General features: G+C 36.2%; 27 protein-coding genes and 1 tRNA gene. 9 read left to right on the top strand and 19 right to left on the bottom strand.

Features of this window, described 5'->3' with window-relative positions; translation table 11 throughout:
* The coding region (locus ACCQ42_RS08140) for an AgaS family sugar isomerase (RefSeq protein WP_410035885.1) at positions 1-928 on the bottom strand (928 nt) is incomplete at its 3' end.
* A gap of 164 nt (positions 929-1,092) precedes the next feature.
* On the opposite strand from ACCQ42_RS08140, the gene ACCQ42_RS08135 reads away from it, so the two are divergent.
* Positions 1,093-1,479: a PTS sugar transporter subunit IIA gene (locus ACCQ42_RS08135; protein WP_410035884.1), complete on the top strand. Its 387-nt coding sequence runs from the start codon at positions 1,093-1,095 to the stop codon at positions 1,477-1,479.
* Positions 1,480-1,525: 46 nt separating this feature from the next.
* Here the strand turns inward: ACCQ42_RS08135 and ACCQ42_RS08130 are convergent, their stop codons facing one another.
* From ACCQ42_RS08130 to ACCQ42_RS08100, 7 genes are all read right to left on the bottom strand, one after another.
* Positions 1,526-2,047, bottom strand: coding sequence for a peptidylprolyl isomerase (locus ACCQ42_RS08130; RefSeq protein ID WP_410035883.1), 522 nt, complete (start codon positions 2,045-2,047; stop codon positions 1,526-1,528).
* Positions 2,048-2,057: 10 nt separating this feature from the next.
* On the bottom strand, positions 2,058-3,407 hold the full coding sequence (locus tag ACCQ42_RS08125) for a PFL family protein (protein ID WP_410035882.1): 1,350 nt from the start codon (positions 3,405-3,407) through the stop codon (positions 2,058-2,060).
* Position 3,408: 1 nt separating this feature from the next.
* Entirely contained in the window at positions 3,409-3,678 is a 270-nt protein-coding gene (locus ACCQ42_RS08120) for an ACT domain-containing protein (RefSeq protein ID WP_106461800.1), read from the bottom strand.
* Between the two features lie 76 nt (positions 3,679-3,754).
* Positions 3,755-5,056 (bottom strand): TRAP transporter large permease, encoded by a 1,302-nt coding sequence (locus tag ACCQ42_RS08115; protein WP_265212540.1) that lies wholly within the window; start codon positions 5,054-5,056, stop codon positions 3,755-3,757.
* On the bottom strand, positions 5,056-5,610 hold the full coding sequence (locus ACCQ42_RS08110) for a TRAP transporter small permease (RefSeq protein WP_106461798.1): 555 nt from the start codon (positions 5,608-5,610) through the stop codon (positions 5,056-5,058). Before ACCQ42_RS08110 ends, ACCQ42_RS08115 begins: the two co-directional genes overlap by 1 nt.
* A complete protein-coding gene (locus tag ACCQ42_RS08105; protein WP_410035881.1) occupies positions 5,607-6,626 on the bottom strand; it encodes a TRAP transporter substrate-binding protein in 1,020 nt (339 codons plus the stop codon). Before ACCQ42_RS08105 ends, ACCQ42_RS08110 begins: the two co-directional genes overlap by 4 nt.
* Positions 6,627-6,880: 254 nt before the next feature.
* Positions 6,881-7,708, bottom strand: coding sequence for an aggregation-promoting factor C-terminal-like domain-containing protein (locus ACCQ42_RS08100; RefSeq protein WP_410035880.1), 828 nt, complete (start codon positions 7,706-7,708; stop codon positions 6,881-6,883).
* 428 nt (positions 7,709-8,136) lie between these two features.
* Here ACCQ42_RS08100 and ACCQ42_RS08095 point away from each other — a divergent pair, with 428 nt between their 5' ends.
* Genes ACCQ42_RS08095 through ACCQ42_RS08080 form a run of 4 tightly spaced genes read left to right on the top strand, consistent with a single transcriptional unit; the run spans position 8,137 to position 11,875 of the window.
* On the top strand, positions 8,137-9,174 hold the full coding sequence (locus ACCQ42_RS08095) for a D-alanine--D-alanine ligase family protein (RefSeq protein WP_265212532.1): 1,038 nt from the start codon (positions 8,137-8,139) through the stop codon (positions 9,172-9,174).
* On the top strand, positions 9,171-10,550 hold the full coding sequence (locus ACCQ42_RS08090; protein WP_410035879.1) for a UDP-N-acetylmuramoyl-tripeptide--D-alanyl-D-alanine ligase: 1,380 nt from the start codon (positions 9,171-9,173) through the stop codon (positions 10,548-10,550). The genes ACCQ42_RS08095 and ACCQ42_RS08090 overlap by 4 nt, the downstream gene beginning before the upstream one ends.
* An 11-nt stretch (positions 10,551-10,561) precedes the next feature.
* Positions 10,562-11,494, top strand: coding sequence for a 1-phosphofructokinase family hexose kinase (locus ACCQ42_RS08085; protein ID WP_106461827.1), 933 nt, complete (start codon positions 10,562-10,564; stop codon positions 11,492-11,494).
* A complete protein-coding gene (locus tag ACCQ42_RS08080) occupies positions 11,495-11,875 on the top strand; it encodes a hypothetical protein (RefSeq protein ID WP_410035878.1) in 381 nt (126 codons plus the stop codon).
* Positions 11,876-11,903: 28 nt separating this feature from the next.
* Here the strand turns inward: ACCQ42_RS08080 and ACCQ42_RS08075 are convergent, their stop codons facing one another.
* The 11 genes from ACCQ42_RS08075 to cls form a co-directional block, all read right to left on the bottom strand.
* On the bottom strand, positions 11,904-12,554 hold the full coding sequence (locus ACCQ42_RS08075) for an ABC-2 transporter permease (protein WP_410035877.1): 651 nt from the start codon (positions 12,552-12,554) through the stop codon (positions 11,904-11,906).
* Positions 12,554-13,390, bottom strand: a complete 837-nt coding sequence (locus tag ACCQ42_RS08070) for an ABC transporter ATP-binding protein (protein ID WP_410035876.1) — start codon at positions 13,388-13,390, stop codon at positions 12,554-12,556. Before ACCQ42_RS08070 ends, ACCQ42_RS08075 begins: the two co-directional genes overlap by 1 nt.
* A complete protein-coding gene (locus ACCQ42_RS08065; RefSeq protein ID WP_410035875.1) occupies positions 13,383-13,766 on the bottom strand; it encodes a GntR family transcriptional regulator in 384 nt (127 codons plus the stop codon). Before ACCQ42_RS08065 ends, ACCQ42_RS08070 begins: the two co-directional genes overlap by 8 nt.
* Before the next feature lie 136 nt (positions 13,767-13,902).
* On the bottom strand, positions 13,903-17,466 hold the full coding sequence (gene pulA, locus ACCQ42_RS08060; protein ID WP_410035874.1) for a type I pullulanase: 3,564 nt from the start codon (positions 17,464-17,466) through the stop codon (positions 13,903-13,905).
* A 180-nt stretch (positions 17,467-17,646) separates the two neighbouring features.
* Positions 17,647-18,414, bottom strand: a complete 768-nt coding sequence (gene udp / locus ACCQ42_RS08055) for a uridine phosphorylase (protein WP_410035873.1) — start codon at positions 18,412-18,414, stop codon at positions 17,647-17,649.
* Positions 18,411-19,088, bottom strand: coding sequence for an HAD family hydrolase (locus ACCQ42_RS08050; protein ID WP_410035872.1), 678 nt, complete (start codon positions 19,086-19,088; stop codon positions 18,411-18,413). The genes udp and ACCQ42_RS08050 overlap by 4 nt, the downstream gene beginning before the upstream one ends.
* On the bottom strand, positions 19,066-19,518 hold the full coding sequence (locus ACCQ42_RS08045) for a deoxycytidylate deaminase (RefSeq protein ID WP_410035871.1): 453 nt from the start codon (positions 19,516-19,518) through the stop codon (positions 19,066-19,068). The genes ACCQ42_RS08050 and ACCQ42_RS08045 overlap by 23 nt, the downstream gene beginning before the upstream one ends.
* Before the next feature lie 9 nt (positions 19,519-19,527).
* On the bottom strand, positions 19,528-20,760 hold the full coding sequence (locus ACCQ42_RS08040) for a hypothetical protein (RefSeq protein ID WP_410035870.1): 1,233 nt from the start codon (positions 20,758-20,760) through the stop codon (positions 19,528-19,530).
* On the bottom strand, positions 20,757-21,620 hold the full coding sequence (locus ACCQ42_RS08035) for an ATP-binding cassette domain-containing protein (protein ID WP_410035869.1): 864 nt from the start codon (positions 21,618-21,620) through the stop codon (positions 20,757-20,759). The genes ACCQ42_RS08040 and ACCQ42_RS08035 overlap by 4 nt, the downstream gene beginning before the upstream one ends.
* Positions 21,610-21,984, bottom strand: coding sequence for a GntR family transcriptional regulator (locus ACCQ42_RS08030; protein WP_410035868.1), 375 nt, complete (start codon positions 21,982-21,984; stop codon positions 21,610-21,612). The genes ACCQ42_RS08035 and ACCQ42_RS08030 overlap by 11 nt, the downstream gene beginning before the upstream one ends.
* A gap of 102 nt (positions 21,985-22,086) precedes the next feature.
* Positions 22,087-23,748: a cardiolipin synthase gene (gene cls / locus ACCQ42_RS08025; protein WP_410035867.1), complete on the bottom strand. Its 1,662-nt coding sequence runs from the start codon at positions 23,746-23,748 to the stop codon at positions 22,087-22,089.
* Between the two features lie 31 nt (positions 23,749-23,779).
* Between cls and ACCQ42_RS08020 the strand changes: the two genes are divergently transcribed.
* The 4 genes from ACCQ42_RS08020 (at position 23,780) to ACCQ42_RS08005 (ending at position 26,320) form a co-directional block, all read left to right on the top strand.
* On the top strand, positions 23,780-24,538 hold the full coding sequence (locus tag ACCQ42_RS08020; RefSeq protein ID WP_410035866.1) for a bifunctional hydroxymethylpyrimidine kinase/phosphomethylpyrimidine kinase: 759 nt from the start codon (positions 23,780-23,782) through the stop codon (positions 24,536-24,538).
* A gap of 10 nt (positions 24,539-24,548) precedes the next feature.
* Positions 24,549-25,889 (top strand): MATE family efflux transporter, encoded by a 1,341-nt coding sequence (locus ACCQ42_RS08015; RefSeq protein ID WP_410035887.1) that lies wholly within the window; start codon positions 24,549-24,551, stop codon positions 25,887-25,889.
* A 10-nt stretch (positions 25,890-25,899) separates the two neighbouring features.
* Positions 25,900-26,166, top strand: a complete 267-nt coding sequence (locus ACCQ42_RS08010) for a hypothetical protein (protein WP_106461777.1) — start codon at positions 25,900-25,902, stop codon at positions 26,164-26,166.
* A gap of 78 nt (positions 26,167-26,244) precedes the next feature.
* Positions 26,245-26,320 (top strand) — tRNA-Ala (locus ACCQ42_RS08005).
* The last annotated feature ends 172 nt before the right edge of the window (positions 26,321-26,492 follow it).

The raw sequence follows: 26,492 nt of genomic DNA, 5'->3' as shown, positions 1-26,492 counted from the left end.
CATTTGTTATGCCTATTATTTTAGGAGCGATTCCATCTGCTTTTATTTCGTCTAGGATGTCTATGTCGTAGGCTTTGGTGTATTCATTTTCTGATAGAAATGATATGACTAGGGTTTTTTCGTTTATGAAGGATTTTGGACCATGTCTAAAGCCCATTGAGCTATCCCAGATTGTTGCTACTTTGCCTGCTGTGAGTTCTAGTATTTTTAGTCTTGCTTCTTTTGTTAGTTTTCCTAGTGGACCTGATCCTAGATAGACTACTCTGTCGAAGTCAAAGTTTACTAGGTCTTCTATTTCTTGACTTCTTTGATAAATTTCTTTGGTTATTGTTGATAGTTTTTCTACTATTTCTGCCTTATTCTGTGTTTTTGTATCAAAGATTAATAGACTTGCTAGGAGCATTGATGAGAAGGAGTTTGTCATAGCAAATCCTTTGTCGTTGGTGTATTCTGGGTTTAAGAATACATATGATTTTGGATCTTCTTTTAGCCCTGCTGCTAGTTTTCCATTTTCTGCACAGGTTATTGGTAGGTTGTAGAAGTCATCTACTAGCTGTCTACCTAGCTTAACTGCCGCTAAGGATTCTGGGGAGTTTCCGCTTCTTGCAAATGATACTAAGAGGGTCTTCCTGTCCTTTTTAAAGTGAAGGTATGGAGCTGATACTAGATCTGTTGTGGCTATTGATTCAAATTCAAAGTCTCCATGACTTTTTAGGTAGTCTGTTGCGATATTTCCAACATATTCGCTGGTGCCTGCTCCTGTAAAGATTACCTTAGCTCCCTTAAGCTCTGCTAGAAAATTTTCTATGTCAGCTTTTCTTTCTTCATATAGCCTATATATTTCTAGCCAAGTATCTGCTTGGGCAAATATTTCTGTATAGGTGTTTTTAAAATCTCTTTCTTCTAACATTGTTTTATCAAGTAACATCACTAATCTCCTTTGCACCCTAAAATTTTCTGGGTATGGTAATTACCATTTTATATTACTGTATATGAAATTGGTATTTATGTCAAGAGCCAATGATGATTGACAAGTAATTTATTTTATCTTACAATTATTATAGTAATTTAAGTAAATACTAAGGAGTTTTTATGACAAATGGAGTCATTGCTGTAAGCCACGCTTCTCTTGCAAGCGGAGTCTATTCAGCTATAAAGATGGTCGCTGGCGAATTTAATAATATTAAAATTGAAGAATTTAAGAAAAATCAATCTTATGAAGATTTTGATCAAAGAATTGAAGCAGCTTACCATAGCCTGGCTGATTCTTGTAAAAATATTATAGTTTTTGCCGATATGGCAGGTGGAACTCCCTTTAATAGGGCAGTTTTGACATTAGGCAAATTTCCTAACGTCAAGGTTCTTGCCGGTCTTAACTTTGCAGGATTATATAAGTCACTCGAGCTTGAAACTGAAAATATTGATGATCTTGTAGAAGAAATTATCGAATATTCAAAACAATCTTTAATGGTATTTTAAAAAAATCTAGCCTGTTGGATAAGAATCCTAGGCTAGATTTTTTCTTTTATTCTATTATTTCAGGCTCATCGTAGTCAACTCCAAGGGTATCTACGCTAGCCTTTGCAATTTTCACTTCATCTTTTGGTCTGTCATTTCTGTCAGTTTTTGCTTCTGCTATCTTATCTACAACATCCATTCCTTCGATGACCTTACCAAAGGCTGCATAGGCCCCATCTAGGTGTGGGCTGTCCTTATGCATAATGAAAAATTGGCTACCAGCTGAATTTGGCATAAAGCTTCTTGCCATGGAGATTACTCCCCTATCGTGTTTTAGGTCATTTCTAAAACCATTTTGAGAAAATTCTCCTTTTATAGAATATCCTGGGCCTCCTATGCCTGTTCCTTCAGGATCTCCTCCTTGGATCATGAAATTTTTGATGACCCTGTGAAAGATTAGACCGTCATAAAAATCGTGATTTATAAGTGAAATAAAGTTTTTAACTGTATTTGGAGCGATTTCTGGGTAAAGCTCTAGCTTTATCTCATCTCCGCTTTCCATTTCAAATGTTACTATTGGATTTGTCATATTTTTCTCCTTAATTTTTAAATGAGTGGACAGGAGCTGGTATGTGGCCGCCTCTTTTAATCATTATATCTGAATTAGACTCGCCTACATCCATTATTGGTGCATAGCCTAAGAGGCCACCAAATTCTACCCTGTCACCTACATCTTTACCCGGAACTGGGATTATTCTAACAGCTGTTGTCTTATTATTTATTACCCCAAGTGCTGCCTCATCGGCAATCATCGCCCCGATGGATGTGGCAGAAGTTTTGCCTGGGATTGCTATCATATCAAGGCCTACAGAGCAGACACAAGTCATGGCTTCAAGCTTATCAAAGGAAATATAACCCTTGCCAGCAGCTTCTATCATTCCCTCATCTTCACTTACAGGTATGAAGGCTCCTGATAGACCACCTACTCTAGAGCTTGCCATGATTCCACCTTTTTTGACTGCATCGTTTAGCATAGCAAGGGCTGCTATTGTTCCATGGCCTCCTACATGATCTATTCCGATTTCTTCAAGGATTCTTCCTACAGAATCCCCAATTGCAGGCGTTGGGGCAAGAGAAAGGTCTACAATTCCAAAGTTCTTGCCTAGTTTTTCGCAAACATCCTTACAAATCAATTCTCCCATCCTTGTAATCTTGAAGGCGGTTTTCTTGATTATTTCATAAATTTCATTGATTGGTAAATCTTTTTTATCTTCTATGGCTGCCTTTACTACGCCGGGACCAGAAATTCCAACACTTATAACAGTTTCAGCTTCACCTACTCCATGGAAGGCTCCTGCCATAAAGGGATTATCATCCACTGCATTAGCAAAAACAACTAGTTTTGCACAACCGAAGGCATCGTCAGTATCTGCTGCCAAGTCCTTTATAGTTTGGCCACAAAGTGCTACTGCATCCATATTTATTCCAGCCTTGGTAGAACCAACATTAATTGACCCGCAAACCAAATCTGTTTGGGCCAAGGCCTTTGGAATAGATTTAATTAATATCTCATCAGCTTTTGTCATCCCCTTTTCTACAAGAGCAGAAAAACCACCGATAAAGTCTACCCCAATGTCCTTGGCAGCCTTATCCAAAACTTTTGCAAAAGGTGTGTAGTCATCAAGATCTGTAGCTGCTCCTATCATAGAAATAGGTGTTACTGATATCCTGTTATTTATGATTGGAACTCCATAGATTTTTGACACTTCCTTTGATATCTTTATGAAGTCCTTGGTCTCTCTGATTAGCTTGTCATAAATCTTGGCACAGGCCTTTTCATAATCTGGATCTATACAGTCAAAAAGGCTTACACCCATGGTTAGGGTCCTAATGTCAAGATTTTCCTCATCAAGCATCTTTATGGTTTCTAAAATATTGGTCTTATCCATATCAAACCCTTGTCATAGCTTCAAAGAGTTTTTCATTTTGAATTCTTATATCAAGGCCTGTTGCCTCTGATAAGTCCTCAAAACTCTTTGAAATTTCTTCAAAATCTGCCTTTGCCCCATTCATATCTATATTTAACATAGCTACAAATTTATCTTCCATTATAGTTTGGCTCATATCCAGGATATTTATATTATATTTGAAGAGAATTTTTGTCACTTCATAAATAATTCCTGGTCTATCCTTACCAATTATTGTCAATATTGCTTTCATACGCTCCTCCATTAGTCTTATTGTACCTATATTTTTGAAAATTAAAAAGCTTTCGAATAAATCGAAAGCTCTTTTTCTATATTAGTCCTGCTAATTGTGGTAAAAACATAGTTACAGCTGGAACATAAGTTACAAGTAATAAACCTAATAAAATTAGTGCATAGTACCTTATCATATATGGCATAACCTTGGCAAGGCTTGTATCCCCAATCTTTATTGCAACAAATAAGGTATTGCCAACTGGTGGAGTAATATTGCCTATACATAGGTTATAAACTATTATAAGTCCAAAGTGAACAGGATGGATACCAAACTCTTGGACAATAGGTAAAAATAAAGGTGTAAAAATTAATATAGCAGGGGTTACATCCATAAAGGTTCCTGATATTAATAAAATCACATTCATTATCAATAAGATAATTATAGGATTATCTGTAATTGATAAGAGGCTTTCACCAATCATTTGTGGGATACCGGTAAAGGCCATTACCCATGATAGGATGTTAGAAACACCTATCAAAAAGACAACTATAGCACTCATCTTAGCTGATTCTACTAGGATATTTATTATCTTTTTAAAGTTAAGATTCTTATAAACTAGGCCAAGTATTAGGGAATAGACTACTGAAATAGCTGAACCTTCTGTAGCTGTAAATACTCCGGCTACTATACCGCCTATTACTACTATAATTAAGCCTAGAGATGGTATGGCTGCTATTGTAGCCCTTCCTAGGTTAGACCAGGAGAATTTTCCTTCAGTGCCCTTATAACCTTTCTTCTTAGCTACAAAGATTGCAATTATTATACAAGCCAAGGTCCATATAAGACCTGGTATATAGCCTGCCAAAAATAGGGCAGCTACTGATGTACCACCTGATACTAAAGAATAGGTGATTAAGGCATTTGATGGCGGAATCAAAAGTCCTGCTGGTGCACTTGCTCCATTTGAAGCTGCAGATAAGGCCTTATCATAACCTAATTTGTCCTCGCCTTCCTTAACCATTGATCCAACAGCTGCTGCAGCTGCTGATGCAGATCCAGAGATTGCTCCAAAAAGAGCATTGGCCCCTATATTTGTAACAAGAAGGGCACCTGGTAATTTACCAAGGATTGCCATTACAAAATCTACTAATCTCTTGGCTATACCTCCCTCATTCATAAAGTTACCTGCTAGGATAAAAAATGGGATGGCTGTAAGGGTAAATGATCCCATGCCCACAAAGGTCCTTTGGGCTGCTGTTAGTACCGCAACATTTAGCGGAATTGTGGCAAGAATTGTAACGATTGATGCTATACCAATTGAAAAGGCAATTGGCACTCCTAATATAAGTAAAGAGGCTAAAACTATTAATATAACTGCTAAAGCTTGTCCACCCATTACTTACCTCCTTCGCTTTCATATTTGCTAACTTCGCTTGCTTCATTGGCAATTCTTTCAGAAATCTCTGAAGCACTTGCTGCCTTAAAGAATTTAACCTTACCAGATAGGATATCCTTAATATTTAAAATACAAAAGATCATATTTATTAGACCTGCTATTGGAAGAGGTATATAAAACAAACCTATTGGCAAACCTAGTGATGAAGTCATTTGGTTTAGGGCAAGCTTTGTAATCCTGATTCCTCCGTAGCTAAGAACTACTAGGGAAAAAATAAAAATAATTACTTCAGAAAATATAGCTGCATATTTTTGTGTTTTGACCGATTTTGTATCGATTAGAACAGGTATATTCATATGGCCTCTTTCACTTACCACAAGGCCTGCTCCAAAAAGAGTTGACCAGGCAAATAAATATCCTACTAGCTCTTCAGACCATGTTGATGGCTTGCCTAGGATATATCTGGTAAATACTTGCCAAACTACAAATAAAAGCATAGCAAGAAGGGTGCCTGCTGATAAGATTTTCATTAAATTATCTAGTGCTTTTCTCATTTAGCTTCCTCCTTAGCTGGGTATTTCTTGTTATATTCTTGAATTTTTTCATAGAATGGTTTTAATTTTTCATTCCTATTTAGAACCTCTTCTGTAAGTGGCGCAACAGCCTCAACAAATGGCTTTTGGTCTGGATAGATAAAGTTTACTCCAAGCTTCTTGGCTCCTTCTTTTGCATTATCCACAGCACTTACCCATTTTTCTCTTTGGACCTTATTTAAAACTTTAAAGCCCTCGTCAAATACCTTCCTGTCTTCCCCAAGAGACTCTAACCATTCATAATTAGCAAGGACAATATCAGGAATCATTTGGTGCATATCATATGAATAATACTTGCACACCTCGCCGTGGCCATTGTCTGTAAGACTCATTTCATTATTTTCAGCCCCATCAATAATTCCTGATTGAAGAGCTGTGTAAACCTCACCAAAGCCCATAGGAGAAGCAGATCCTCCAAGTAGGTTCATCATCCTAACATTAGTAGGTGATTGTTGAACCCTTATCTTTAGACCCTTAAGGTCATCAGGTTTTTCTATAGGTTTATCTTTGGTATAAAATGACCTTGAACCAGCATCAAGCCAGGTAACGGCCTCAAATCCCCCCCCATCTCTTGTAGAGGTGAAGATTGGATCTGTTATAGACTTATCATCCATAACTGCATGGTAGGCCTCGCTTGAAGCAAACAAATATGGTAGGTTAAATATTTCATAAACATCATCAAAAGTTTCAAGTATTGAGTTACTTGCAACAACCATATTTATAGCTCCAGTCTGAGTAAGCTGGACCATGTCAGTTTGGCTACCTAGTAGTTCTGATGGGAAAACTTGGATATCATACTTATCTCCAAGCTCATTTTCCACATATTTTTCAAAGGCTAAGAGTCCAAGGTGAGTCGGATGGTTTTGCGATTGGTTGTGGCCAATTCTTATTATCTTCTTTTCTGGTTTAGAAGAACAAGCAACCATAGTCACTAGGACTAATAGACAGAGTATAAGATTTTTAAATCTTTTAAACATAATTCCTCCTTATAAAATTTTTCTGAAAGCAAAACATAAATAACTTAGCAAAAAATATTAAAACAGCCAACAAGATAGGGCTGTTTCAAATTTTCAAGCTTTTATATTTTAATAAAAATCTGTAATCGATTTCACTTTCACTTAATAAAAGTATATTAAAAATTTTTGTTTTTGTCAACAAATAAAAAATGTAGCAAAGACCTATCCATCGTGGATAAATAATGCTACATTTCATTCTTTACTTAATTTTTAGCTTAATACCAGCCATTTCTTTGCCAGAAAGCTTGGGCATTTTCCCATGAACCATATCTTTGGGCTACATAGTTATCTGCTGCAGCTTCTTGCTCTGCTGGGCTTGCTCCATAACGAACTAGGGATGGGTTTAGTTGGTATCTACCATAGTATCCACCTCTTGGATTGTAAGCTGTGTATGAACCACCTGATTCTCTTTGAGCTATCCATTCCTTAGCCCAGTTTGATGAACTTTGATAAGATTCGTTTGAGTTTTGAGCTGGTGCTTGAGCTTGAGTATTTTGTGTAGGTGCTTGCTTTGTGCTTGCTTGAGCGTTATTATTAGCATTTGATGCTTGATTTGCGCTTGCATATGCTTGGTACCTATCTCTAAAGCTCTTTAGAAGGTTGTGATAAATATAGCCTTCCTTGCCATCTACCTTTACTTTTACAAAGCCATTTTCAGCTATGTCAATAGATTCAACCTTTGTACCTGCTTGGATAACTTCGATTACTTCAGAATCTAGGCTAGCTTGGCTTCTAAAATTTGTAGCACTTACAACTTCTGTTTCCTCTAGTAGGTGGAATAGGTCGCTTGATACGAAAGCTTTTTTGCCATCAAATTCAATTTCAAACCAACCATTTTCTTCATTTTTAATTTCATAAACTTTTTGATCATCAATAAGACCGATGATATTATCACCTAGTTTTGCTTCGCTTCTAACATTTACACCATTTGCTGCATTCTTATTAAGTACAGCACTTGCTGCTTCTGCATTTCTTCCTGTTAGTCCAAATACAGACGGTATAACTAGGGCTGCCGCTAGGGCGTATTTAGTAAAAATTTTCATTTTATTCTCCTCTTTAGTCTTTCTATATAAAAGTAAATTATTTTCTTTTTTAACCTTGCTAGCATTTTGTAACAATAGTTACAATTTGATAACAAATCTTTTTTACAAGACCTAGTATAACTTTTAATTGTGTGAAAATTATGTAGATTTGTCTAAATATTACAAAATCATTACAAAAATTTCCCATCTTTGATTTTCCATCGTTTTCCTTTGAATTTGCTGAATTATAAATCATCAATTTCATAAATTACCATTATTTTTTGCCTAAATCCTCCTATATTTTCTACACAATTGCTTAATAATTAGTTTTTATTTTGTAACAATTTATAGGCAAGATTCACTTAGTCATTTACTAATTCCTATTTGATTTGCCCATATTCTTAATAAGAGTAAAATTTACATAGATATATAAATGAAAGAGAGAAAGTATGAAAACTGTCTACATCCTATGCGGCGGCCCTTCTAGTGAGCATGATATTGCCCTTAGAAGTGCTCTTAATATTGCCAAAAATTTAAATAAAGAAAAATACAATATAAATCTTATATATATAGATAAGGAAGGAAAATTCTCACCAACTTTTTTTGATTACGACGAGTCTGATGAATTTTCTTTAGTTAAGACAATTGATAAGTCAAGACAAGAATCTATCGCAGAATTCCTTATAGAAGTAAGCAAAAATGACCTAGCATCAACAATTATCCTTCCTGTAGTCCATGGAACCTATGGCGAAGATGGTACAATCCAAGGATTTTTGGATGCCACTGGTCTAAATTACATCGGTAACGGTCTTTTATCTTCTGCTATTTGCATGGATAAGGTTACAAGCAATGATATATTTGAAAAAAACGGCCTTAAACAAGCCAAATATAAATATGCCTATAAAGAGGATTTCACAGATAAATTTATAGATGAATGTATAGAAGAAATCGGACTTCCTCTAATAGTAAAGCCATCTGCCAATGGTTCTTCTGTTGGAGTTTCTAGAGTAGATAGCAAGGAAGATTTCAAGAAGGCAGGCCTTGAGGCATTAAAATATGACCGCAAGGTCCTTGTTGAAGAATTAATAGTTGGCCAAGAAATTGAATTTGCTGTCCTAGGTGATGGTTCAAAAATTGATGTGTCACTCCCAGCTGCCTACATCACTGACCACGTATTTTTAGACTACGATGCTAAATACTTTTCAAAATCAACCAGAGAAGAACTCCCTTACCAAATGGAAGAAGCTGAATATGACAGAGGTCGTGCCTTTGCCAAAGCCTGCTATAAGGCAGTAGGCTGCGAGGGCTTTGCCAGGGTTGATATCTTCTATACTAAAAATAAGGAATTTTTCATCAACGAAATCAACACCTTCCCAGGCTTCACCCCTTCTTCATTTTTCGGAAGAATGGCTGAAAACCTCTACCAAATATCTTTCAGCGAACTTTTAGATAAGCTTATCGAAGATGGTTTTAGGAGGGCTTTATGATTAAAAGAAGTCTTGGCCACATTGCAAAAATGATTGGTGGCGCTATTTCTGATGAGGATTTTTTAGATATTGAAATCTGTGGAGTTTCAACAGATTCTAGAACCATAGATCCAGGTGAGCTTTACATCCCCCTAGTTGGCGAAGTCTTTGATGGGAGAATCTTCATCAAAGAGTGCGAAGAAAAGGGAGCAGCCGCCTTTATTGTGGATAAGGATTATAAGGTAAATAAAAATGTCACTATCCCTTATATAAGGGTAGAAGATACAAAAAAAGCCCTCCAAGATTTGGCCAAGGCCTACAGGGATGAGCTTAAGTGTAAGGTTGTTGCCATAACAGGCTCAAATGGTAAGACCACAACAAAAGACCTTCTTACAACTATACTTAGCGAGAAATTTAAGACCCAAAAGACCAAGGGCAATCTCAACAACGAAATAGGTGTCCCAAAGACAGTCCTTTCCCTAGATGATGATTGTGAAATCGCTGTGATAGAGCTAGGTACAGATAATTTTGGAGATATTTCTCTAACAAGTACTATAGTAAGACCAGACATTTCAATGATAACAAACATAGGTGATAGCCACCTTCATAACCTAAAGACTAAGTCTGGTATTCTAAAGGCCAAGCTTGAAATTCTCGAGGGAATGAATGATCAAGGGACCTTCATCTATAATATAGATGACCCAACCATGAAAGAAGAAATCCCTACTTATGATATTAAAGAAAAAGTCCTATCCTTTGGAACAGATCCTAAGGCAGATTTTAATATCAAATTTGAAGAGTCACCTTCATCAAAATTAAGATTTTCAAATGGGAAAGACCATTACGAAATCCCGCTTATAGGCAAGCACAATGTCTACAATGCAGCAGCAGTAGTCATGATAGCTCAATTCTTTGGCCTAGATAAGGAAACAATTAATAAGGGCCTAATGAAAGCAAAATCAAGCCAAAATAGGTCTGAACTCTTGGAACTGGATGGATTTGATGTCCTAGATGATTCCTATAAATCAAACCCACAAGCCCTCCTTGCAGGCCTTGAAACTGTATATGAATTATTTGGCTACAAGCAGAAAATTATCTGCCTATCAGATATGCTAGAGCTAGGCGAAGATGAAGCAAAACTCCACTATCAAGTAGGAGAAAAAATTGATCCGAAAAAAATTGACTTTTGCCTATTCTACGGCCCTCTCTCCTACCACATGTATGAGGGTGCCATTCAAAATTTCAAGCCTAATAAATGCTTCTATTTTGAACACAAGGATGGCTTAGTAGAGAAGTTAAAATCCCTAATAAGCCCATGTACTCTTGTTTTTGTAAAGGGCAGCCACGGCATGCACATGGAAGAAGTAATAGACCAGGTAAGAAACTTAAATATATGAAAGAGGAAAAAATGATTTATACAGTAACCCTAAACCCATCTATAGACCTCTATGTAGAGGTAGATAAGCTACACCCAGGCTACAACAACAACATAAAAACAGAAAGAACCCTACCAGGTGGTAAGGCAATAAACGTATCAAGAATCCTATCACAAATTAGAATACCAACCACAGCCACAGGCTTCACTGGCGGCTACCAAGGCCTATTTATCAAAGACTGGCTAAGCAAGGAAGACATCCTAGCAGACTTTGTAGATATAAAAGAAAATAACAGAATCAATATCAAAATTTTTGAAGACTTAGAAGAAACAGTAATAAACTTCCAAGGTCCAACCATCTCATCAGAAGAAGTCGAAGAGCTTCTTTATTACCTATCCAGAGTAAGAGAAGGCGATACCATAATCTTTGGTGGATCAGTTCCACCAATGGAAAATGGCGAAGATAGCGACATCTACGATAGGATGGTAGAAATAGCTAAGGCCAACGGTGCCTACTTTGTAGCAGACGTACCAAGCCAATACCTTCTAAACATGGTAAAAAGGGGACCTCTCCTTGTAAAACCAAACGGAGAAGACATAGAGGCGATCTTTAATGTCAAAATCGAAGATAAGATGGACTACATCCCTTATGGTAAGGAACTAATCAAAATGGGAGCAAAATATGTAATAATCTCATATGGTTCAGAAGGATCAATGTTCTTTACAAACGACGGAGTATACGCAGCAGCACCAGTAGAAGATGATAGCGAAATCATAAACACAGTAGCCTGTAGAGATGCCATGATAGGCGGCTTTATAGGAACCATAGTAAGGGATAATGACCCAATAGAATCCTACATGGTAGCAGTAGCAGCAGCATCTGCTACAGCCAGAGTCCTAGACCTCCCAACAAGAGATCAAATAATAGACATCCTCCCACTAGTGGATATTGAAATAATAGAATAAGTGCTAACAATCGTACTTTGCAATAGTCTAGGCCAAATAAAAAAATCTAAGAGTCTAAAAAATTATGAAATCTTGGCAGAAGAAAAAAATATGCAGGATTTTTTCTACGACTATAGGGACAATTTTTCATCATTAGAGACCTACTGGCTTTTTGATCCCTACAAGGATATAGAATTAAAAAAAGAATACCTAGAGGATATAGATATCTTTGCCCAAAGCCTATATAATTTTGCAAAAAACCTAGACCTAAAAGAAGAAAATATAATCATCGAAAAATATAACCTATCGCAAAGAAAAATAAAAACCTATGGCAAAAAGCTAAAAGCCCTAGCAAGGCTTGCTATAGAAAAAAATATGACCCTAGCAGGTCTTGGAGATTAATCCAAGGCTTGCTAGGGTCTTTTGTGATTTAAAAATCTCTTTTTTTATAAAATTTAATAGAAAGTTTGATTGAAACTATAAGAAAAACTATAACTAGGATAAAAAGTCCAATTATAATCATCCTTTGGTTTTCTAATACAAAGTTAAGGATTGGGTTAAAATCTTTTATAAAATATCCTAAAATCATTCCTATTATAGCAATTATAAGTATGGGTAAAAACCAAAAAGTCTTTGCTTTAGTATAGCCAGATTTAAAAAACATCGGATATTGGAAAGAAATAATTATCCCAAATAAAACAAAGTTCATTCCTAAATACATCAGCATATCAAGGTCTAATGGTATATTTTTTATTAGGGAAACTATAGTATAGATTGAAAAGCCAAGTAGACTAGCCACTATAAAAATCAGACCAGCTAAGATATACCTACCTATAACTACCTTTTTGCTCTCTATAGAAAAAATCTTATATAAGGCATCAATACCTGAATTTTCTCCTAGCATAAATGGATTAGCTGAAAACATTACAGCAAAAGTCAATGTCATTGATAACATTACTACAGGAGTTTTATTAATAAAGGAATAAAAAAGAACTACACCTAATAGTATGATTAAATTTTTCAAAGTATAATAGGGCTTCATTGAGATTATATCCAGTTTAATTTGCTTCTTTATATTCATTAAATCCTCCCATAATAAATCATTATTTGATCAATTGTTGGCACTTCTACCACTAGGTCAGCATCTTCCTTATAGTCTTCTCTTAAGACTAGGGCCTCAAAATTATATTGGCTCTTCTTTTGCCCAAAAATTTTAAGACTCTTTATCTTTTCATAATCATCAAGACCACCTTTAATGAGCAAAAATTGTTCATAAAGCTCATCCTTTGTGCCTTCAAAGACGATTTTCCCTTGGTCTATAAAGACAATATAATCAGCAATCCTATCTAGGTCTTGAGTTATGTGGGTTGAGAATAAAACTGTATGTTCAGGATCTTCCATAAAGTCTAAAATCATATCCACTAGTTCATCTCTCATAGCAGGGTCAAGCCCGCTTGTTGGCTCATCTAGGATTAGGATTTTAGCATTATGTGAAAGGGCGATGGCAAGCATGAGTTTTATCTTCATTCCCCTTGATAATTCACAAACTTTTTTCTCCATTTCTAGACCAAACTTATCAAGATAGGCATAATAGGTCTTGGAATCCCACCTATCATAACCAATATCCATGGCTTGGTCAACTAGGTCTAAGGTCCAGTACTTACCCAAAAATGAATCGTCCATGACAAGACCCACGTCTTGAAGATAAGATAAATCATTAATTTTTTTACCATCTAGGAAAATTTCCCCATCGTAATTTATAAGAGACAAAAGGGCTTTGATGGTAGTTGTCTTTCCCATACCGTTTTTGCCGATAAAGCCTGTTACAAAGCCTTTTTTGATAGCAAAATCATTTGGACCGAGTTTAAATTTTTCATAAGTTTTGGCAAGATTTTTTGCCAGTATTTTTTCAATCATTAAAATCTCCTTCATATAAATATGCTAAAAGTTCAAATAAATCATTCTTGTCCATCTCAATATCTTTTGAAATCCTAATAGCAGAAAGTAAAGACTCCTCGAGTTTTTTCTGCTTTTCCTCAAGCCTTAAATTTGGGTCTTCCTTGCCAACAAAGGTCCCAAGTCCTTGGCGACTTTCTATAAAGCCTTCATCTTCAAGCTCATCGTAGGCCTTTTTGACAGTCAAAATAGAAATAGAAAGCTCACGGGCAAGGGCCCTTACAGAAGGAAGTTTTTCTCCTGCTTTCACATTCTCCTTTAAAATCTCATCCCTAATGGCATTTTTAATCTGTTCATAAATAGGAACTGGCGATCCATTTTTAATAATTATTTTCAATTTCTTCCCCTCTCCTCTATAACAGTATATAACAGTTTATAACACTTGTCAATTCTATTTGATATATTAAAAAATTCTAAAAGAAAAAACCGCTATTTCTAGCGGTCTTTCTTTTACGTCTTAAAAATCAATATTCCTATTCGTAGCAATTTTCAAGCTCTGTTAAATATTTAAGGGCCTGATCTCTTAAATTTTCTGCAAGTGCTAGTTGTTTTTCTAGCTTGCTTTTTACTGGTCTTACTGTTTTTGGAGCATTTTCCAATAAATATTTTGCAGATTTTGATATTACTAGATTCCTGTGGTAGGCTTTCTTTAGCTCGTAATATTGTTTTCTAACTTTTGCATTCATCTTGCAAGGCTTATCTTTTTTATTTAGTTTATTGTTTAGATAAGCAAAATTGAAGAAATAATCATCATTTTTACCTGGTTTCTTATTATCTTCTGGTTTTTTGGTTTCCTCTGGATCTTTTGTCTCCTCTAATTTCTCTAGCATTAAGGTTGACATTGGATCTACTGCTATTTTGCCATCTTTTACTTCTATAGTTTCAAGTCCCTTATGGTTTGCCTTATCAGCTTTGATTAGGATCTTGTATTTGCCATTTGGAAGGTTGAATTCTTTTGCAGAATCTTCCCTATTATGTCCGATATATAGATCCTTGCCTCCTTGGCTTAGGCTGTAAGCTATTAGTCCGTCACTTGCTATTATCTTCTTAACTCTAGCATCGACTTGGTCAAAGCTTGTTGAGTGGAAAAGTGGCTCATTTTTCCTTATTGCTATTACTTCTTTGATGTATTCGATGTTATCTTTGTATTCTTCCGCTCTTTTCCAATCTAGTTCGTTGACTTCTGCAGGAGCATTGTAGGAGTTTTCATTTCCTCCCTTTGTTCTTGCAAATTCTTGACCAGCGTGGATAAATGGTCTGCCTTGTGAGAGTAGAGGAATTACTGTTGCTAGTCTTTGTCTCTTTAGGGTTGTCGCATCATCTTCGTTTGGATGAAGTTCTTTTATCTTATCAAAGACTGTCTTATTGTCGTGAGCTTCTGTGTATTGGATGAGTTGTTGAGGATTGTCGTAATTTTTGCCATTAATTTGTCTAACTGTCTTTATTGATGAGAATAGCTTTTCTTCTACTCCTTTTTCACCATTTACAAATCCAGTAGCATTTCCATTAAAGGCTGAGCCCTTGACTCCATCTCTTAGGTCGTCATTGAAGGTTCCTACATGTGGCATCTTGTCTGAGTTTACTTGGGTTGCCCTTAAGCCTTCTGGGAGATTTCCCATATTCCATCCTTCTCCTAGGATTACTATGTCAGGGTTAATTTCCTTTAGCTCTTTTATAAGGGTATTCATTGTGTGATAGTCAAGTATTCCCATTAGGTCAAATCTAAAGCCATCTAGTTTATAGGTCTTGGCCCAATATTTTACAGAGTCGACTATGAATTTACTCATCATCTTTCTTTCAGATGCTGTTTCGTTTCCTACACCTGTACCATTGTGTGGATTTCCATTTTCATCAAATCTAAAATAGTAACCTGGCACTATCTTATTAAAGCTGTGTTCTCCTAGAGAAAATACGTGGTTGTATACTACATCCATAATGACGCCCATGTTCTTTTGGTGGACGGCATCTACTGCCTTTTGGAGTTCTTCTATCCTTGCATATGGATTGTTTGGATCTGTTGAATAAGCTCCTTCAGGTGTGTCGTAGTTTACTGGATCGTAGCCCCAGTTGTATTTATCCATTGGATTTTTCTCATTTACAGAATTCTTGCTATAGTCATAGATTGGTAGAAGTTGGATATGGCTTACTCCTAAATCTGCTATATAGTCTAGTCCTGTCTTAAATCCATTTGGTGTTTTTGTTCCTGTTTCGGTTAGACCTAAGAATTGACCCCTATGTTTTATTCCTGAATCTTCTTGGTTTGATAGGTCTCTTACGTGAAGTTCGTAGATTATTGGGTTTTTGACATATTTATTTGCTGGTCTTTCAACCATTGACACTTGTGGGTTTACTACTACACCTTTTTCACCATTAATGGTTGTTGATTTTGCATATGGGTCTACTACCCTATTTACAGAACCATCTTTGAAGTGGATATCATACATATAGACTGTCTTATCTTGGTCACCAGCAAGTGTGTATGAATATACTCCCCTATCTTCTTTTTCCATCTTGATTTTCGCTTCTCCGTCAGCTCCAAAGATTACTAGGTCTACGCCACTTGCTGTTGGAGCCCAAAGCTTAAATGTTGTTTGATTTTTAGAATATATAGCACCAAGGTCACCATCATAAGCGTAAGCTTCGTCAAATTTCTTATCAGCTACTATATTGGCTAGAACTGCCTTCGCATTTAACTTAGTATTTTTTGCAGTGTCTAGGTAGAAAATAAATTCGTAGTCCTTGTCTAGTTCTAGGTCTTTTTTGAATTTAATATTTATCTTTTTGCTTATATTATTTGAATCTTTTGAGCTTATTGCTTCTATATCATCCTTGCTTAGGTCAGAATTTGTTACAAAATCATAACCATGATCAAGCATTTCCTTGATGTTTACGGCTTTATTTAGACTTACATTTATTTCTCTATAACTATCTACACTTGCTTTTTCTACCCTAACATCCTCATCTACTAGGGTCTTGTCATAAAATACTCTTTGAGCATCTTGCATTACAAAAACTTCTGCCTTGCCAGCATCATCGAATCTCTTGATTTCTCTGACATCTCCATCCTGGTATACGACTTTGCCTTCATTATCAAGTTTAACTAGGGTAAATAGGAGTTTATTTATCTCTGATCCTTGGCTAGTAATATTTCCTGTGTAATATTTACCATCTTTAGCTAGCTTTTGGATTTTTGGATTTGCTTCATCTTTGTTATTCCAATATTTGATTGCCCAAACATCATCAGTTGACATATCATATCTTCTGTAAGATAGCTTTGCTTCTAGCTTATCATAAGACTTTGCATCGCCGTAAGGATTGTCATAATATATTGTTGGGTCCTTAGATTTTAGCCAAATTTCTGTTCCTTGACTTATATCTATATACCTATCGTCACCGATATCCTTATTCCAGTCCTTATCCTTTACTAAAAATCCTAGGGAGTTCTTGTCGGTTTTTATGTCAATTTCTGCATATTTGCCATTCTCATCTTCGCCTGTAAATGGATAATCCTTGCCTTCGCCATCTTTTGGCCATAGCCATAGGCTCCAGCCACCATCCTTCTTATCGAAATGGACTGTTACGCTAATTGTTCTTTCTGCTTGTTTTTTATCGTCTTTTTCTTCTTTTGGCTTTTCTTCTTTCTTATCTTCTACTTGGTGTTTGACGAAAGCTTCACCATAAGAATCTGTGATAGGAAGAACCCTCTTTCCATCTTTATCGTCTGATGGTTCCCTTTTTGACCAATCGGATTTTCTTACGATATAATTTACTTCTTTTAGGGCCTTGTCGATGGTGATTTCAGCATAAGAGCCCTTATCATCCTTCTTATCAAAGGCATGGGCTGCTCCATCTACTCCATCAGCCCAGAGCCATACGTCCCAACCACTAGGATCTTCTCTATCATAATAGATTTTGACCGTAGTGGAAGTCTGACTTTCGCTTGCTTGGGTATAAGTGTTTGAATAAGGTCCCAAGCCTAGTAATAATACCAAACTAATTATAAAAGTTTTCATAAACTTCCTAAGTTTATTTGTCATAATACCTCCTTTTTGAAAACGTTTATACAGTTATTATAAGTCATAATTTTTGATTGTCAAAAAACAATTTAATATAATTTGATAAAGTCTATTGAAACTTGTATATCAAGACTTTCTTTAATTTTAAAGTTAGAAAATATTTTTGACCATAGAAAAAACCGCTATTTCTAGCGGTTATCCTTACTTATCTTCTTTTATTAATTTTCTTAGAGCCTCTATACCAAGCCTTATGGCTAGGTCTGTGTCGTGGACTACTGGATTGTCCAGACCCTTTTTTTCTCTTTCCTGGTTGGCTACTACCAAGAAGCATGACCCTACTCTAACTTTTAAGAAGCTTCCTACTGTAAAGAGGGCTGCTGATTCCATTTCGCTGGCTAGGGTTCCTAGTCTTTTCCAGGCTTCCCATTTGTTGGTGAGCTCATAGGAGACTGGCATGAGATCTGCTTCGTGCTGACCGTAGAAAGAATCCTTGCACTGGACTACTCCCACATGGCTTGTTAGGCCCATTTTATTGGCGCTTTCCTTAAGAGCTGATGTTATTTCAAAATCTGCCACTGCTGGAAATTCTATTGGGGCATATTCCTTGCTAGTGCCTTCTGCCCTTATTGCTGCCTGTCCTATGACTAGGTCTCCACTTTTGACATCTAGGTCTATTCCACCGCATGTGCCTACTCTAATAAAAGTATGAGCTCCGATTTTGCTTAGCTCTTCTAGGGCTATGGCTGCTGACGGACCGCCTATACCTGTGGATGTGACCGAGACCTTGACCCCATCTAGGTAGCCTGTGTAGGTGATATATTCACGATTGTCGCCTACTTTGACTGGATTATCGAAGTATTGGGCGATTTTTTCGCTTCTTTTAGGATCTCCTGGCAGGATTACATAGCTTCCTACATCGCCTTCCTTTAGTCCTATGTGATATTGTCTGCCATCTTCTGTATATTTCATATGACCTCCTTGATTAAATCTGCAATCGATTCCACCCTATGCTTACAAACTTTATTTACATAAGGGTTTGTTACATAAGATATGGTGTATGACCTTTTGGTCGCTTTTAAAAATACTATGTCATTGTGATCATCGCCTATGGCGTAGACTTCATCTTGGTATCTATAATAGTCCTTTATTATATCTATACCCTTCTGCTTATCAATTCCTCTATTTACTACATCCACTACCCCGATTGAATAATGAAAATCAAAGATTTTTTCCAAATGATTTTCTACTTGGTCTTTTGTATAAATAGCTAGGGCCATGATATCCTTATCTACATCTTCTAAATCATAAAGCTTCCTATCTTCGGTAAAGATTGTTACCTCATAATTTTTTGCATATAGGTCGATAAATTTTTGGGCAGCTGGCTTTTTTATTACAGATTTAAAAATCTCTTTGTAGGTGTCATTGAGCCTTACTAGGATATGGCCGCCGTTGTTGGCTATTATATAATCAGGAGCTATTTTTCCTTCAATAAGAGGGAAAAGATTGTGGTAGGACCTGCCTGTTACAAGGCCAAAAAGATTTCCAGCATTTTGGAAATCTCTTATGGCTTTTATATCGTTTTTACTTATGGACTCGTCTATTAAGATCGTCCCATCAAAGTCAGATGCTATTAGCTTCATCATCTTCTATCTTTATATATTCTATATTATTTTTCTCTAAAAGCTCTACCGCATAGTCATCCACACGATAGGCATTTCTGTAATAAATTTTCTTTATGCCTACCTGGATGAGGGACTTGGTGCAATTTAGGCAAGGAAAATGGGTCACATAGCAAATACAATTATTTACAGCTATGCCTTCCTTAGCACAATACAAAAGGGCGTTCATCTCAGCGTGGATTGTGGCTATGCAGTGGCCATCTCTCATGGTGTGGCCTATTTCATCGCAGTGGCTATTTCCCTTAATTGACCCATTATAGCCTGTGGAAACTATCCTATTTTCACCATTTACTATAACACAACCCACATAGGCCCTATCACAAGTTCCTCGCATGGCTACAGTTTCTGCCAACCTCATAAAATATTCATTCCATGTTAATCTATCTTTTGCCATTATTCACTCCTAAAATTTAAGTCTTATCTTAAATAGGATATCAAATAACTTGTAAGATATCAAGAGGGAAAGGCCGTAGGCTATGATATTTATGAAGATATTTGTGCCATCAGAGCTTAATATGCCTGCAGTTATCATAAAAAGTAATGAGGTTAGGCTTAGGATGCCAGACCACTTGCAAATATTTGAAATCACCTTACTTTTAACCATGAATCCTGATCTTTCTGCAGATGACTTTCCTATTAGAAAATAGGAGGCTACCCCTATTATTAAGGCTACAACTAAACCTGCCCACACGGATGATGTCTTTTCAAAGTTAACATTAATTAAGGATAGAAAGACTTGACCGGCTGGACTTAGAGCCCTTTTAAAGGCATAAAAGCTATCATTTGCTCTATTTACAAGGTCTTGACCAAATATTGCCAAGAAACAGAATACTAGAAGCTTAAACCACTCTATAAAGCCTATGGCAATTACTGAAAGACCCATATGTCCTAAGAAGTTGCCTGCTAATAGGCCTAGGGAAACGCCAACTAAACTCGTAGATATAAGAGATAGGATTGATTTTAAAATGAAAGTTCCCAATCCTTCAAAGCTAGCAAGATCAGAAAAAACTGAGCTTTTTACAATCCCATAAATTATAGCAGAATTTATGGCAAATAAGCCAAGGCCAAAGACTAAGCAGATGCCAATCTTCATGATAAATTCCTTTTTCTTTGACCAAGGCATCATCCTTGTAAAATCGTAGTAATTGAGGGATTCTTCAATTGATGTAAGTGCCATGGCAAGGATGAAAATGAAGGCTATCGTGATGCTCATAGCGCTAGTAAAATTATCTACCGCCTGATATTTATTATCCTCGTAAAATTCCATGATATTTAAAAAATCATTGTAGACATAATACTTATCAAGTATGCCATTTTTATCCATCTTTTCATATTCTTCTTCACTTAACTTCCTATCCATGTCTCTAGAAAGCTTGTATTTTTCAGCAAATTCTTCAGCAAGTTTTTTGCTATCTTCTAGATATTTTTCATCGATTTTCTGATCATCAAGGTGGACACTTTCCTTATTCATGTACCTTTCAATTTGTGTAAGAGAAGAGTGAAGTCTTCTTTTATTCCAATCTATATTTTGTTTTACTCCAAGGACATTTGAAAGAGTTAGGAAAAATCCTAAAAGGATAAGCCAAATAGCATATCTTTTCCAGGATATTTTTAATAGTTTCTTAAAATCTCTCATATTTTCCCTCCTGCTTCCATGTAGAAGTAATCTTCTATATTTAGACCTAGAATATCATATTGGACAATCTGATCATCTGATAGGTACTCGCTTAAGAGCTTATCATCGGCCTTGATCAAAATTACCTTGACTCTGCCAAGGGATGAGATTATCACGGCATTGTCTGCCAAGGTCTGTGGGAGTTTGTCCTTGACTACTACTTGGACTTTTCTGATATTTTTAGTGTCTTGGCTTGTGTTTTTGAGCTTACCATCCTTTGATAGGTAGAGGATTTCTTCACATATTCCAGCCAGATAATCTAGCTCGTGGCTTGAGGCAAGAACTGTCCTGCCAGCTTCCTTGGCATCTAAGAGGTAGGAGAGGATTAGCTTTTTATTTAGGACATCCATCCCATCAAGTACCTCATCGACAAGGATTATATCAGCCCCACTTGCCAAAATTGTAATTAGGCCTAGGAGATTTTTCTGACCCTTGGAGAAATTTCTAATATTTTTATTAGGATCAATTTCATTTTTATTAAGCTGGCAAAAGAAATAATCGCTATCGAAATTTTCATAAATTATCTTATAAAAATCTGGCACATCCTTTGCCTTATAAAAAGAAAAGTAATCGAACCTATCTGGAAGAAATCCTATGTGAGAAATTAATTTTGGGTCATCTGTAAGTTCCTTCCCATCTAGGCTAAAACATCCAGAATCTGCCCTATAAATCCCGCAGAGGATTTTAAGGAGGGTTGTCTTGCCTGACCCATTTCTACCTACTATGCCTGTGATAGTGCCTGGCTTTAGGTCAAAACTTACATCTTCTAGGACCTTGTTTTTGCCAAAGGTCTTTGTGATATTAGAAACCTTAAAAATCATCTATCTCACCTCTTACTTTCTCATAAAGGGATATAATCTCTTCCTTAGTCACCTGCAAAAAAATCGCCTGGGACATATCTTCTTCTAGTTTTCTAAAAAAGTCTTCCTTTTCTAGATTAATCTTCTTATCATCTAACTTGATAATTGTGCCTATGCCCGGCTTACTTTCAATAATCCCCTGACTAGCTAGCTCCTTAAATGCCTTGGAAACTGTGGTCTGATTGATCAAAAGCTCTTTTGATAAGTCTCTTACTGACGGGAACTTATCGCCATTTCTAAAGATGCCACTTGCAATGGCTATCTTTGTTTGATCAACTATTTGCATATAAAGAGGACTGTCAGAGCTTGTATCTAGCTTAAACATCTTAACTCCTTATTGTTTGGTTATCCACCATACATCATATAATAATTATATAAGCTTTCTTAATTTTTGTCAAGAAGAAAAGCCCTAAGACTAGCTTAGGACTTACATCAAAGGAGCAAATGGCTTTAGGAGTGCACCTGCTAACCTTGTTCTTAATTTTATATTTTCAATATCTTCTTCTGTGACAAGTTGACTAACTTCAAAAAATTCATCAAAATCTTCTTTTATTGTCTCAAGGGACTTAGATTTATAAATCAGGACTCCGCACTCAAAGTTTTGGAAAAGAGCCCTGTAGTCAAGGTTGATTGTCCCAACCATGCCAATTTTTCCATCGGCAAGCCAAGTTTTAGAGTGGACAAAGCCTGGGGTGTATTCATAAATTTTTACCCCGCACTTTATAAGTTCCGCATAATGAGTCTTAGCTAGGCTAAAGGCAATCTTTTTATCAGGTATGTGAGGTATGCAAATTCTCACATCTACACCCTTTTTTGCTGCTGCTTGAAGGCCTGATACTACTTCATTATCTACGATAAAATAAGGTGTCATGGCATAAATATAATCTCTGGCATTATTAACCATATCTAGGAAAATATTTTGGCTAAGCCTCTCATCATCGGTAGGATTGTCAGAAAAGGCCACATAATATCCATCGTGGCTTTCGATTGGCTTAGCCACTAGGTATTGATTATAATCTTCAACTACTCTTTCAGGATTTGCTGCATTCCACATGGTCAAAAACAAATTGGTAAGGGCATCTACTCCCTGGCCTTCAAGTCTAAGACCGCAGTCCTTCCAATGGCCGAACCTTTCATACTTGTTTATATATTCATCAGCAAGGTTGATTCCTCCAGTATAGGCCCACTTTCCATCAACAACCATAACTTTCCTGTGGTCCCTGTTATTTAGGTAGGTTGAGACAATTGGATACATCTTGGAAAAGACCCTGAATTTGATACCAAAGTCTTCCATCTCGCTTTCAAAATCACTGTGCAGCCTGGTAATAAGATTTGACCCATCTATAAGAAGTCTTACCTCAACCCCTTGATTGACCTTTTTGACCAGTTCTTCAAGGATAGTTCCCCACATATAGCCATAATCTAGGATGAAAAACTCCATAAAGATAAATTTCTCGGCCTTCCTTATATCCTTGATCATATCCTTAAACATGTCATCGCCAAGCTTATAATAAAAAGACCTGGTTTGATTGTAAACTGGAAAACCTCCTGTATTTTTAAGATAGGATGTAAGGTTAATAAACCTCTTATCTTCAGTATTTTCGATGGCTTCCTTGGTCATGGCCTTGTGGTGATTTTTGCTTGCATCTGCCTCAATTTCTAAGACCCTCCTATGTATTTTTCTATAGCCAATCCTAAAGTGAGCCATCAAAAAAGCAACCAAGGCAAAAGTAGGGGCCACAAAGATAAAAAGCGACCAGGATAGCTTCATGTAAGGATTCATATCATCTAGATTTAGGATAAGGATCATCATCACAAAGCTAATTACAGAAGAACCTCCCAATAACCAGTATTCATCAATAGCAAAGTGCCTATAAAGTCCATAAATTATAAAAATCTGACTGATAATCAAGAAGGCAAAAAGACCAGTTCTTGAGAATATAAGGCTGCCTATCCCCTTTTTAGTCTTCCTGACATATTTATTCTCTTTTACTTTTTTAAGCAATAATTTTTTCTTCTCGTTCATATGGTCATTATACCCTAATCCAATTATTTTTCTCTTATATTTGACAATATTGTTAAAGTTCATAAGATATATATAAAGATAATAAGGAGTTTAAATGAAGAATGTTTTAATTTTAAATGACTTCGTATCCAAAGGTAAGATTGCTGCAAGACTAATGGCATCAGTCCTAGCCTATATGGATGTGGAAGTTTTTTTGTTACCAACAGCAATGATTGCAAATAACTTTTCTCTAAGCGGAAATGCATTTTTAAATACGAATAGCTACATCAAAGATTGCCTAGATAATTGGACAAGGCTTGGCTTTAAGTTTGATACAATTTTTATAGGCTACATAGATGATAAGGACCAAAGAGACCTAATAAGAGATTTTCTAGAAAATCTAGACTATGAAACAACAATCATCCTAGACCCAATAATGGGAGATGATGGTAGTCTCTATCCAGGTCTTGATGATGGTAAGATTGAAAATTACAAGTCCCTTCTAGACCTGGCTGACATTGTAATTCCAAATGAAACAGAAGCAAAGTTTTTAGACCTTGATATAGATTCTTTTAAAGAAAATAAGAAAGAATTGATCATAACTTCTAGTAAGGATGAAGATAAGGATTGTGTCAAAGTCTATGGCAAAAATGAAGCTAAAATCTACTTTGATAAGCAAGACCTCAAGGTCGGTGGGTCTGGAGATTTGTTCGATGGCCTCTTCATAGGCTACAAATTGAAAAATTATGACACAGAAGCTGCAATCGATAAAACTTGCCAGGATATAATCAAAATCTTAAGGGCCAATGATAAGGATAATCCTGGTGCAAGCGAGGTAAATATAGAAAAATACCTTACACTTATAAAGGGATAAGAAAATGAAAATAGCAGATAAAGCCTATTTCAAAAAATCTCTTGAAATAGCCTGGCCAGCTGTTCTTGAGTTTTTATTTATTTCCATAGCAGGTATGATAGATACCTTCATGGTATCAAGTATGGGCCCATCAGCCATATCAGCGATAGGACTTGTTACCCAGCCAAAATTTATAGCCCTATCAGTTTTCTTCTCCATAAATGCATCTGTATCAGCACTTGTAGCCCGTAGGCAAGGAGAAGGCAAGAGATTTAAGGCAAATGAAACCCTTACAACAGCGCTCTATATAATGATATTTTTTGTAATAGTAGTAGACCTAATCATGATTCCTCTGGCAGATCCAATCCTTAAATTTGCTGGATCAAATACAGATACCCACGACCTAGCCTACCAGTATTACATAATAACCATGGTAGGAATGTTCTTTAACTGCCTATCAATGCTAATAAATGCTGCCCATAGGGGATGTGGCAATACAAGGATAGCCTTCTTTTCAAACCTTGTATCATCTTTTGTAAATATTGGATTTAACTTCCTACTCATAAATGGTAAATTTGGATTTCCAAAAATGGGAGTAGCCGGCGCAGCCCTTGCCACAGTTTTGGGAACAGTCGTAGCATCCATAATGTGTATAATAAGTCTATTTTCAAAGACTTCTTATATGAACTTTAGCCAAATAATAAAAAGTAAATTTAAATTTTCATTAGAAATTGCAAAAGAAATCAAAAACCTAGCAGTCAATATCTTCATAGAAAATGTATCAGCTAGGGTAGGATTCTTAGTAACAGCAATAACAGCTGCAAAACTTGGAACAGATGCCTTTGCAGCCCATAATGTCGGAATGAATTTCCTATCCATATCATTTTCCCTAGGAGATGGTATGCAAGTAGCAGCCATAGCCCTAACAGGAAATGCTCTCGGTGCTGGTCTAAAAGAAGAAGCTAAAAAATACGGCAAAACCTGCCAGCAAATAGGATTTTTAGCATCACTTATAATATCTGCAATATTGATATTTTTCGGAAGAAACATATTTTCTATATTTTTTAATAAAGAACATTTACTTGACATGGGCGTTGAAATTTCAAGGTTCTTGATATTTATCAACCTCATACAAATATCACAAATCATCTATGGGGGTTGCTTAAGAGCCGCAGGTGATGTAAAATATACCTTAGGAGTTGCACTAGTATCTGTTACATTGATCAGATCAATAGTAACTCTTATCTGTGTTAACATACTAAACTTAGGACTAGCTGGTATCTGGATTGGTATCCTATCTGACCAAGCATCAAGGTTTGTAAGTTTAAGATACAGATTCAACAAAGGAGAATGGGTACACAAAAAAATTTAGGAGGGTACAAATGAAAAAATTACTATCACTACTAGCTCTATCTTTAGTACTAACAGCATGTGGAAACTCAGCAGACAAGAAAGCTGAAGAACCAACAGAAACAACTACTAAAACAGAAGCTCCAGCAGAAGAAAAAGCTGAAGACAAAGTAGAAGAAGCAAAAGATGCTCAAGAAGATGCTGACAAAGCTGAAGATGAAGCAAAAGATGCAGCTAAAGATGCAGCTGAACAAAAAGTAGAAAAAGAAACAGAATCAAAAGACAAAGGAAATAACTAATAGTAATTTCACTAAGTCAAAAAGCCATCCATTTGGGTGGCTTTTAAATTTCTTCTGTGGTATAATAAATCTATATTTGGGGAATTAGCTCAGCTGGGAGAGCGCTTGGCTGGCAGCCAAGAGGTCAGGGGTTCAAGTCCCCTATTTTCCACCAAGTATCAAACATCCGAGGCATTGGTCTCGGATGTTTTTTATTGTAAGATATTTTTATGATATAATATAATTATCCCCGATAGAAAGGGGGTGATTGCCCATGGGGAGCAAAATATTAGAGCTACTTCTTATAGTATGCTCAAACTTTGTTTTACCCTTATTATCTAATATTC

Origin of the sequence: Anaerococcus kampingae (genome assembly GCF_046365475.1) — a bacterium.
Taxonomy (GTDB): domain Bacteria; phylum Bacillota; class Clostridia; order Tissierellales; family Peptoniphilaceae; genus Anaerococcus; species Anaerococcus kampingae.
Note: the sequence above shows the minus strand (reverse complement) of the source record. Positions and strands in the feature narration are given on the sequence as shown.

Coding starts and splice junctions, on each gene's coding strand:
- ACCQ42_RS08135 (WP_410035884.1), top strand. CDS start 1,093: ATGACAAATGGAGTCATTGCTGTAAGCCACGCTTCTCTTGCAAGCGGA.
- ACCQ42_RS08130 (WP_410035883.1), bottom strand. CDS start 2,047: ATGACAAATCCAATAGTAACATTTGAAATGGAAAGCGGAGATGAGATA.
- ACCQ42_RS08125 (WP_410035882.1), bottom strand. CDS start 3,407: ATGGATAAGACCAATATTTTAGAAACCATAAAGATGCTTGATGAGGAA.
- ACCQ42_RS08120 (WP_106461800.1), bottom strand. CDS start 3,678: ATGAAAGCAATATTGACAATAATTGGTAAGGATAGACCAGGAATTATT.
- ACCQ42_RS08115 (WP_265212540.1), bottom strand. CDS start 5,056: ATGGGTGGACAAGCTTTAGCAGTTATATTAATAGTTTTAGCCTCTTTA.
- ACCQ42_RS08110 (WP_106461798.1), bottom strand. CDS start 5,610: ATGAGAAAAGCACTAGATAATTTAATGAAAATCTTATCAGCAGGCACC.
- ACCQ42_RS08105 (WP_410035881.1), bottom strand. CDS start 6,626: ATGTTTAAAAGATTTAAAAATCTTATACTCTGTCTATTAGTCCTAGTG.
- ACCQ42_RS08100 (WP_410035880.1), bottom strand. CDS start 7,708: ATGAAAATTTTTACTAAATACGCCCTAGCGGCAGCCCTAGTTATACCG.
- ACCQ42_RS08095 (WP_265212532.1), top strand. CDS start 8,137: ATGAAAACTGTCTACATCCTATGCGGCGGCCCTTCTAGTGAGCATGAT.
- ACCQ42_RS08090 (WP_410035879.1), top strand. CDS start 9,171: ATGATTAAAAGAAGTCTTGGCCACATTGCAAAAATGATTGGTGGCGCT.
- ACCQ42_RS08085 (WP_106461827.1), top strand. CDS start 10,562: ATGATTTATACAGTAACCCTAAACCCATCTATAGACCTCTATGTAGAG.
- ACCQ42_RS08075 (WP_410035877.1), bottom strand. CDS start 12,554: ATGAATATAAAGAAGCAAATTAAACTGGATATAATCTCAATGAAGCCC.
- ACCQ42_RS08070 (WP_410035876.1), bottom strand. CDS start 13,390: ATGATTGAAAAAATACTGGCAAAAAATCTTGCCAAAACTTATGAAAAA.
- pulA (WP_410035874.1), bottom strand. CDS start 17,466: ATGACAAATAAACTTAGGAAGTTTATGAAAACTTTTATAATTAGTTTG.
- udp (WP_410035873.1), bottom strand. CDS start 18,414: ATGAAATATACAGAAGATGGCAGACAATATCACATAGGACTAAAGGAA.
- ACCQ42_RS08050 (WP_410035872.1), bottom strand. CDS start 19,088: ATGATGAAGCTAATAGCATCTGACTTTGATGGGACGATCTTAATAGAC.
- ACCQ42_RS08045 (WP_410035871.1), bottom strand. CDS start 19,518: ATGGCAAAAGATAGATTAACATGGAATGAATATTTTATGAGGTTGGCA.
- ACCQ42_RS08040 (WP_410035870.1), bottom strand. CDS start 20,760: ATGAGAGATTTTAAGAAACTATTAAAAATATCCTGGAAAAGATATGCT.
- ACCQ42_RS08035 (WP_410035869.1), bottom strand. CDS start 21,620: ATGATTTTTAAGGTTTCTAATATCACAAAGACCTTTGGCAAAAACAAG.
- ACCQ42_RS08030 (WP_410035868.1), bottom strand. CDS start 21,984: ATGTTTAAGCTAGATACAAGCTCTGACAGTCCTCTTTATATGCAAATA.
- cls (WP_410035867.1), bottom strand. CDS start 23,748: ATGAACTTTAACAATATTGTCAAATATAAGAGAAAAATAATTGGATTA.
- ACCQ42_RS08020 (WP_410035866.1), top strand. CDS start 23,780: ATGAAGAATGTTTTAATTTTAAATGACTTCGTATCCAAAGGTAAGATT.
- ACCQ42_RS08010 (WP_106461777.1), top strand. CDS start 25,900: ATGAAAAAATTACTATCACTACTAGCTCTATCTTTAGTACTAACAGCA.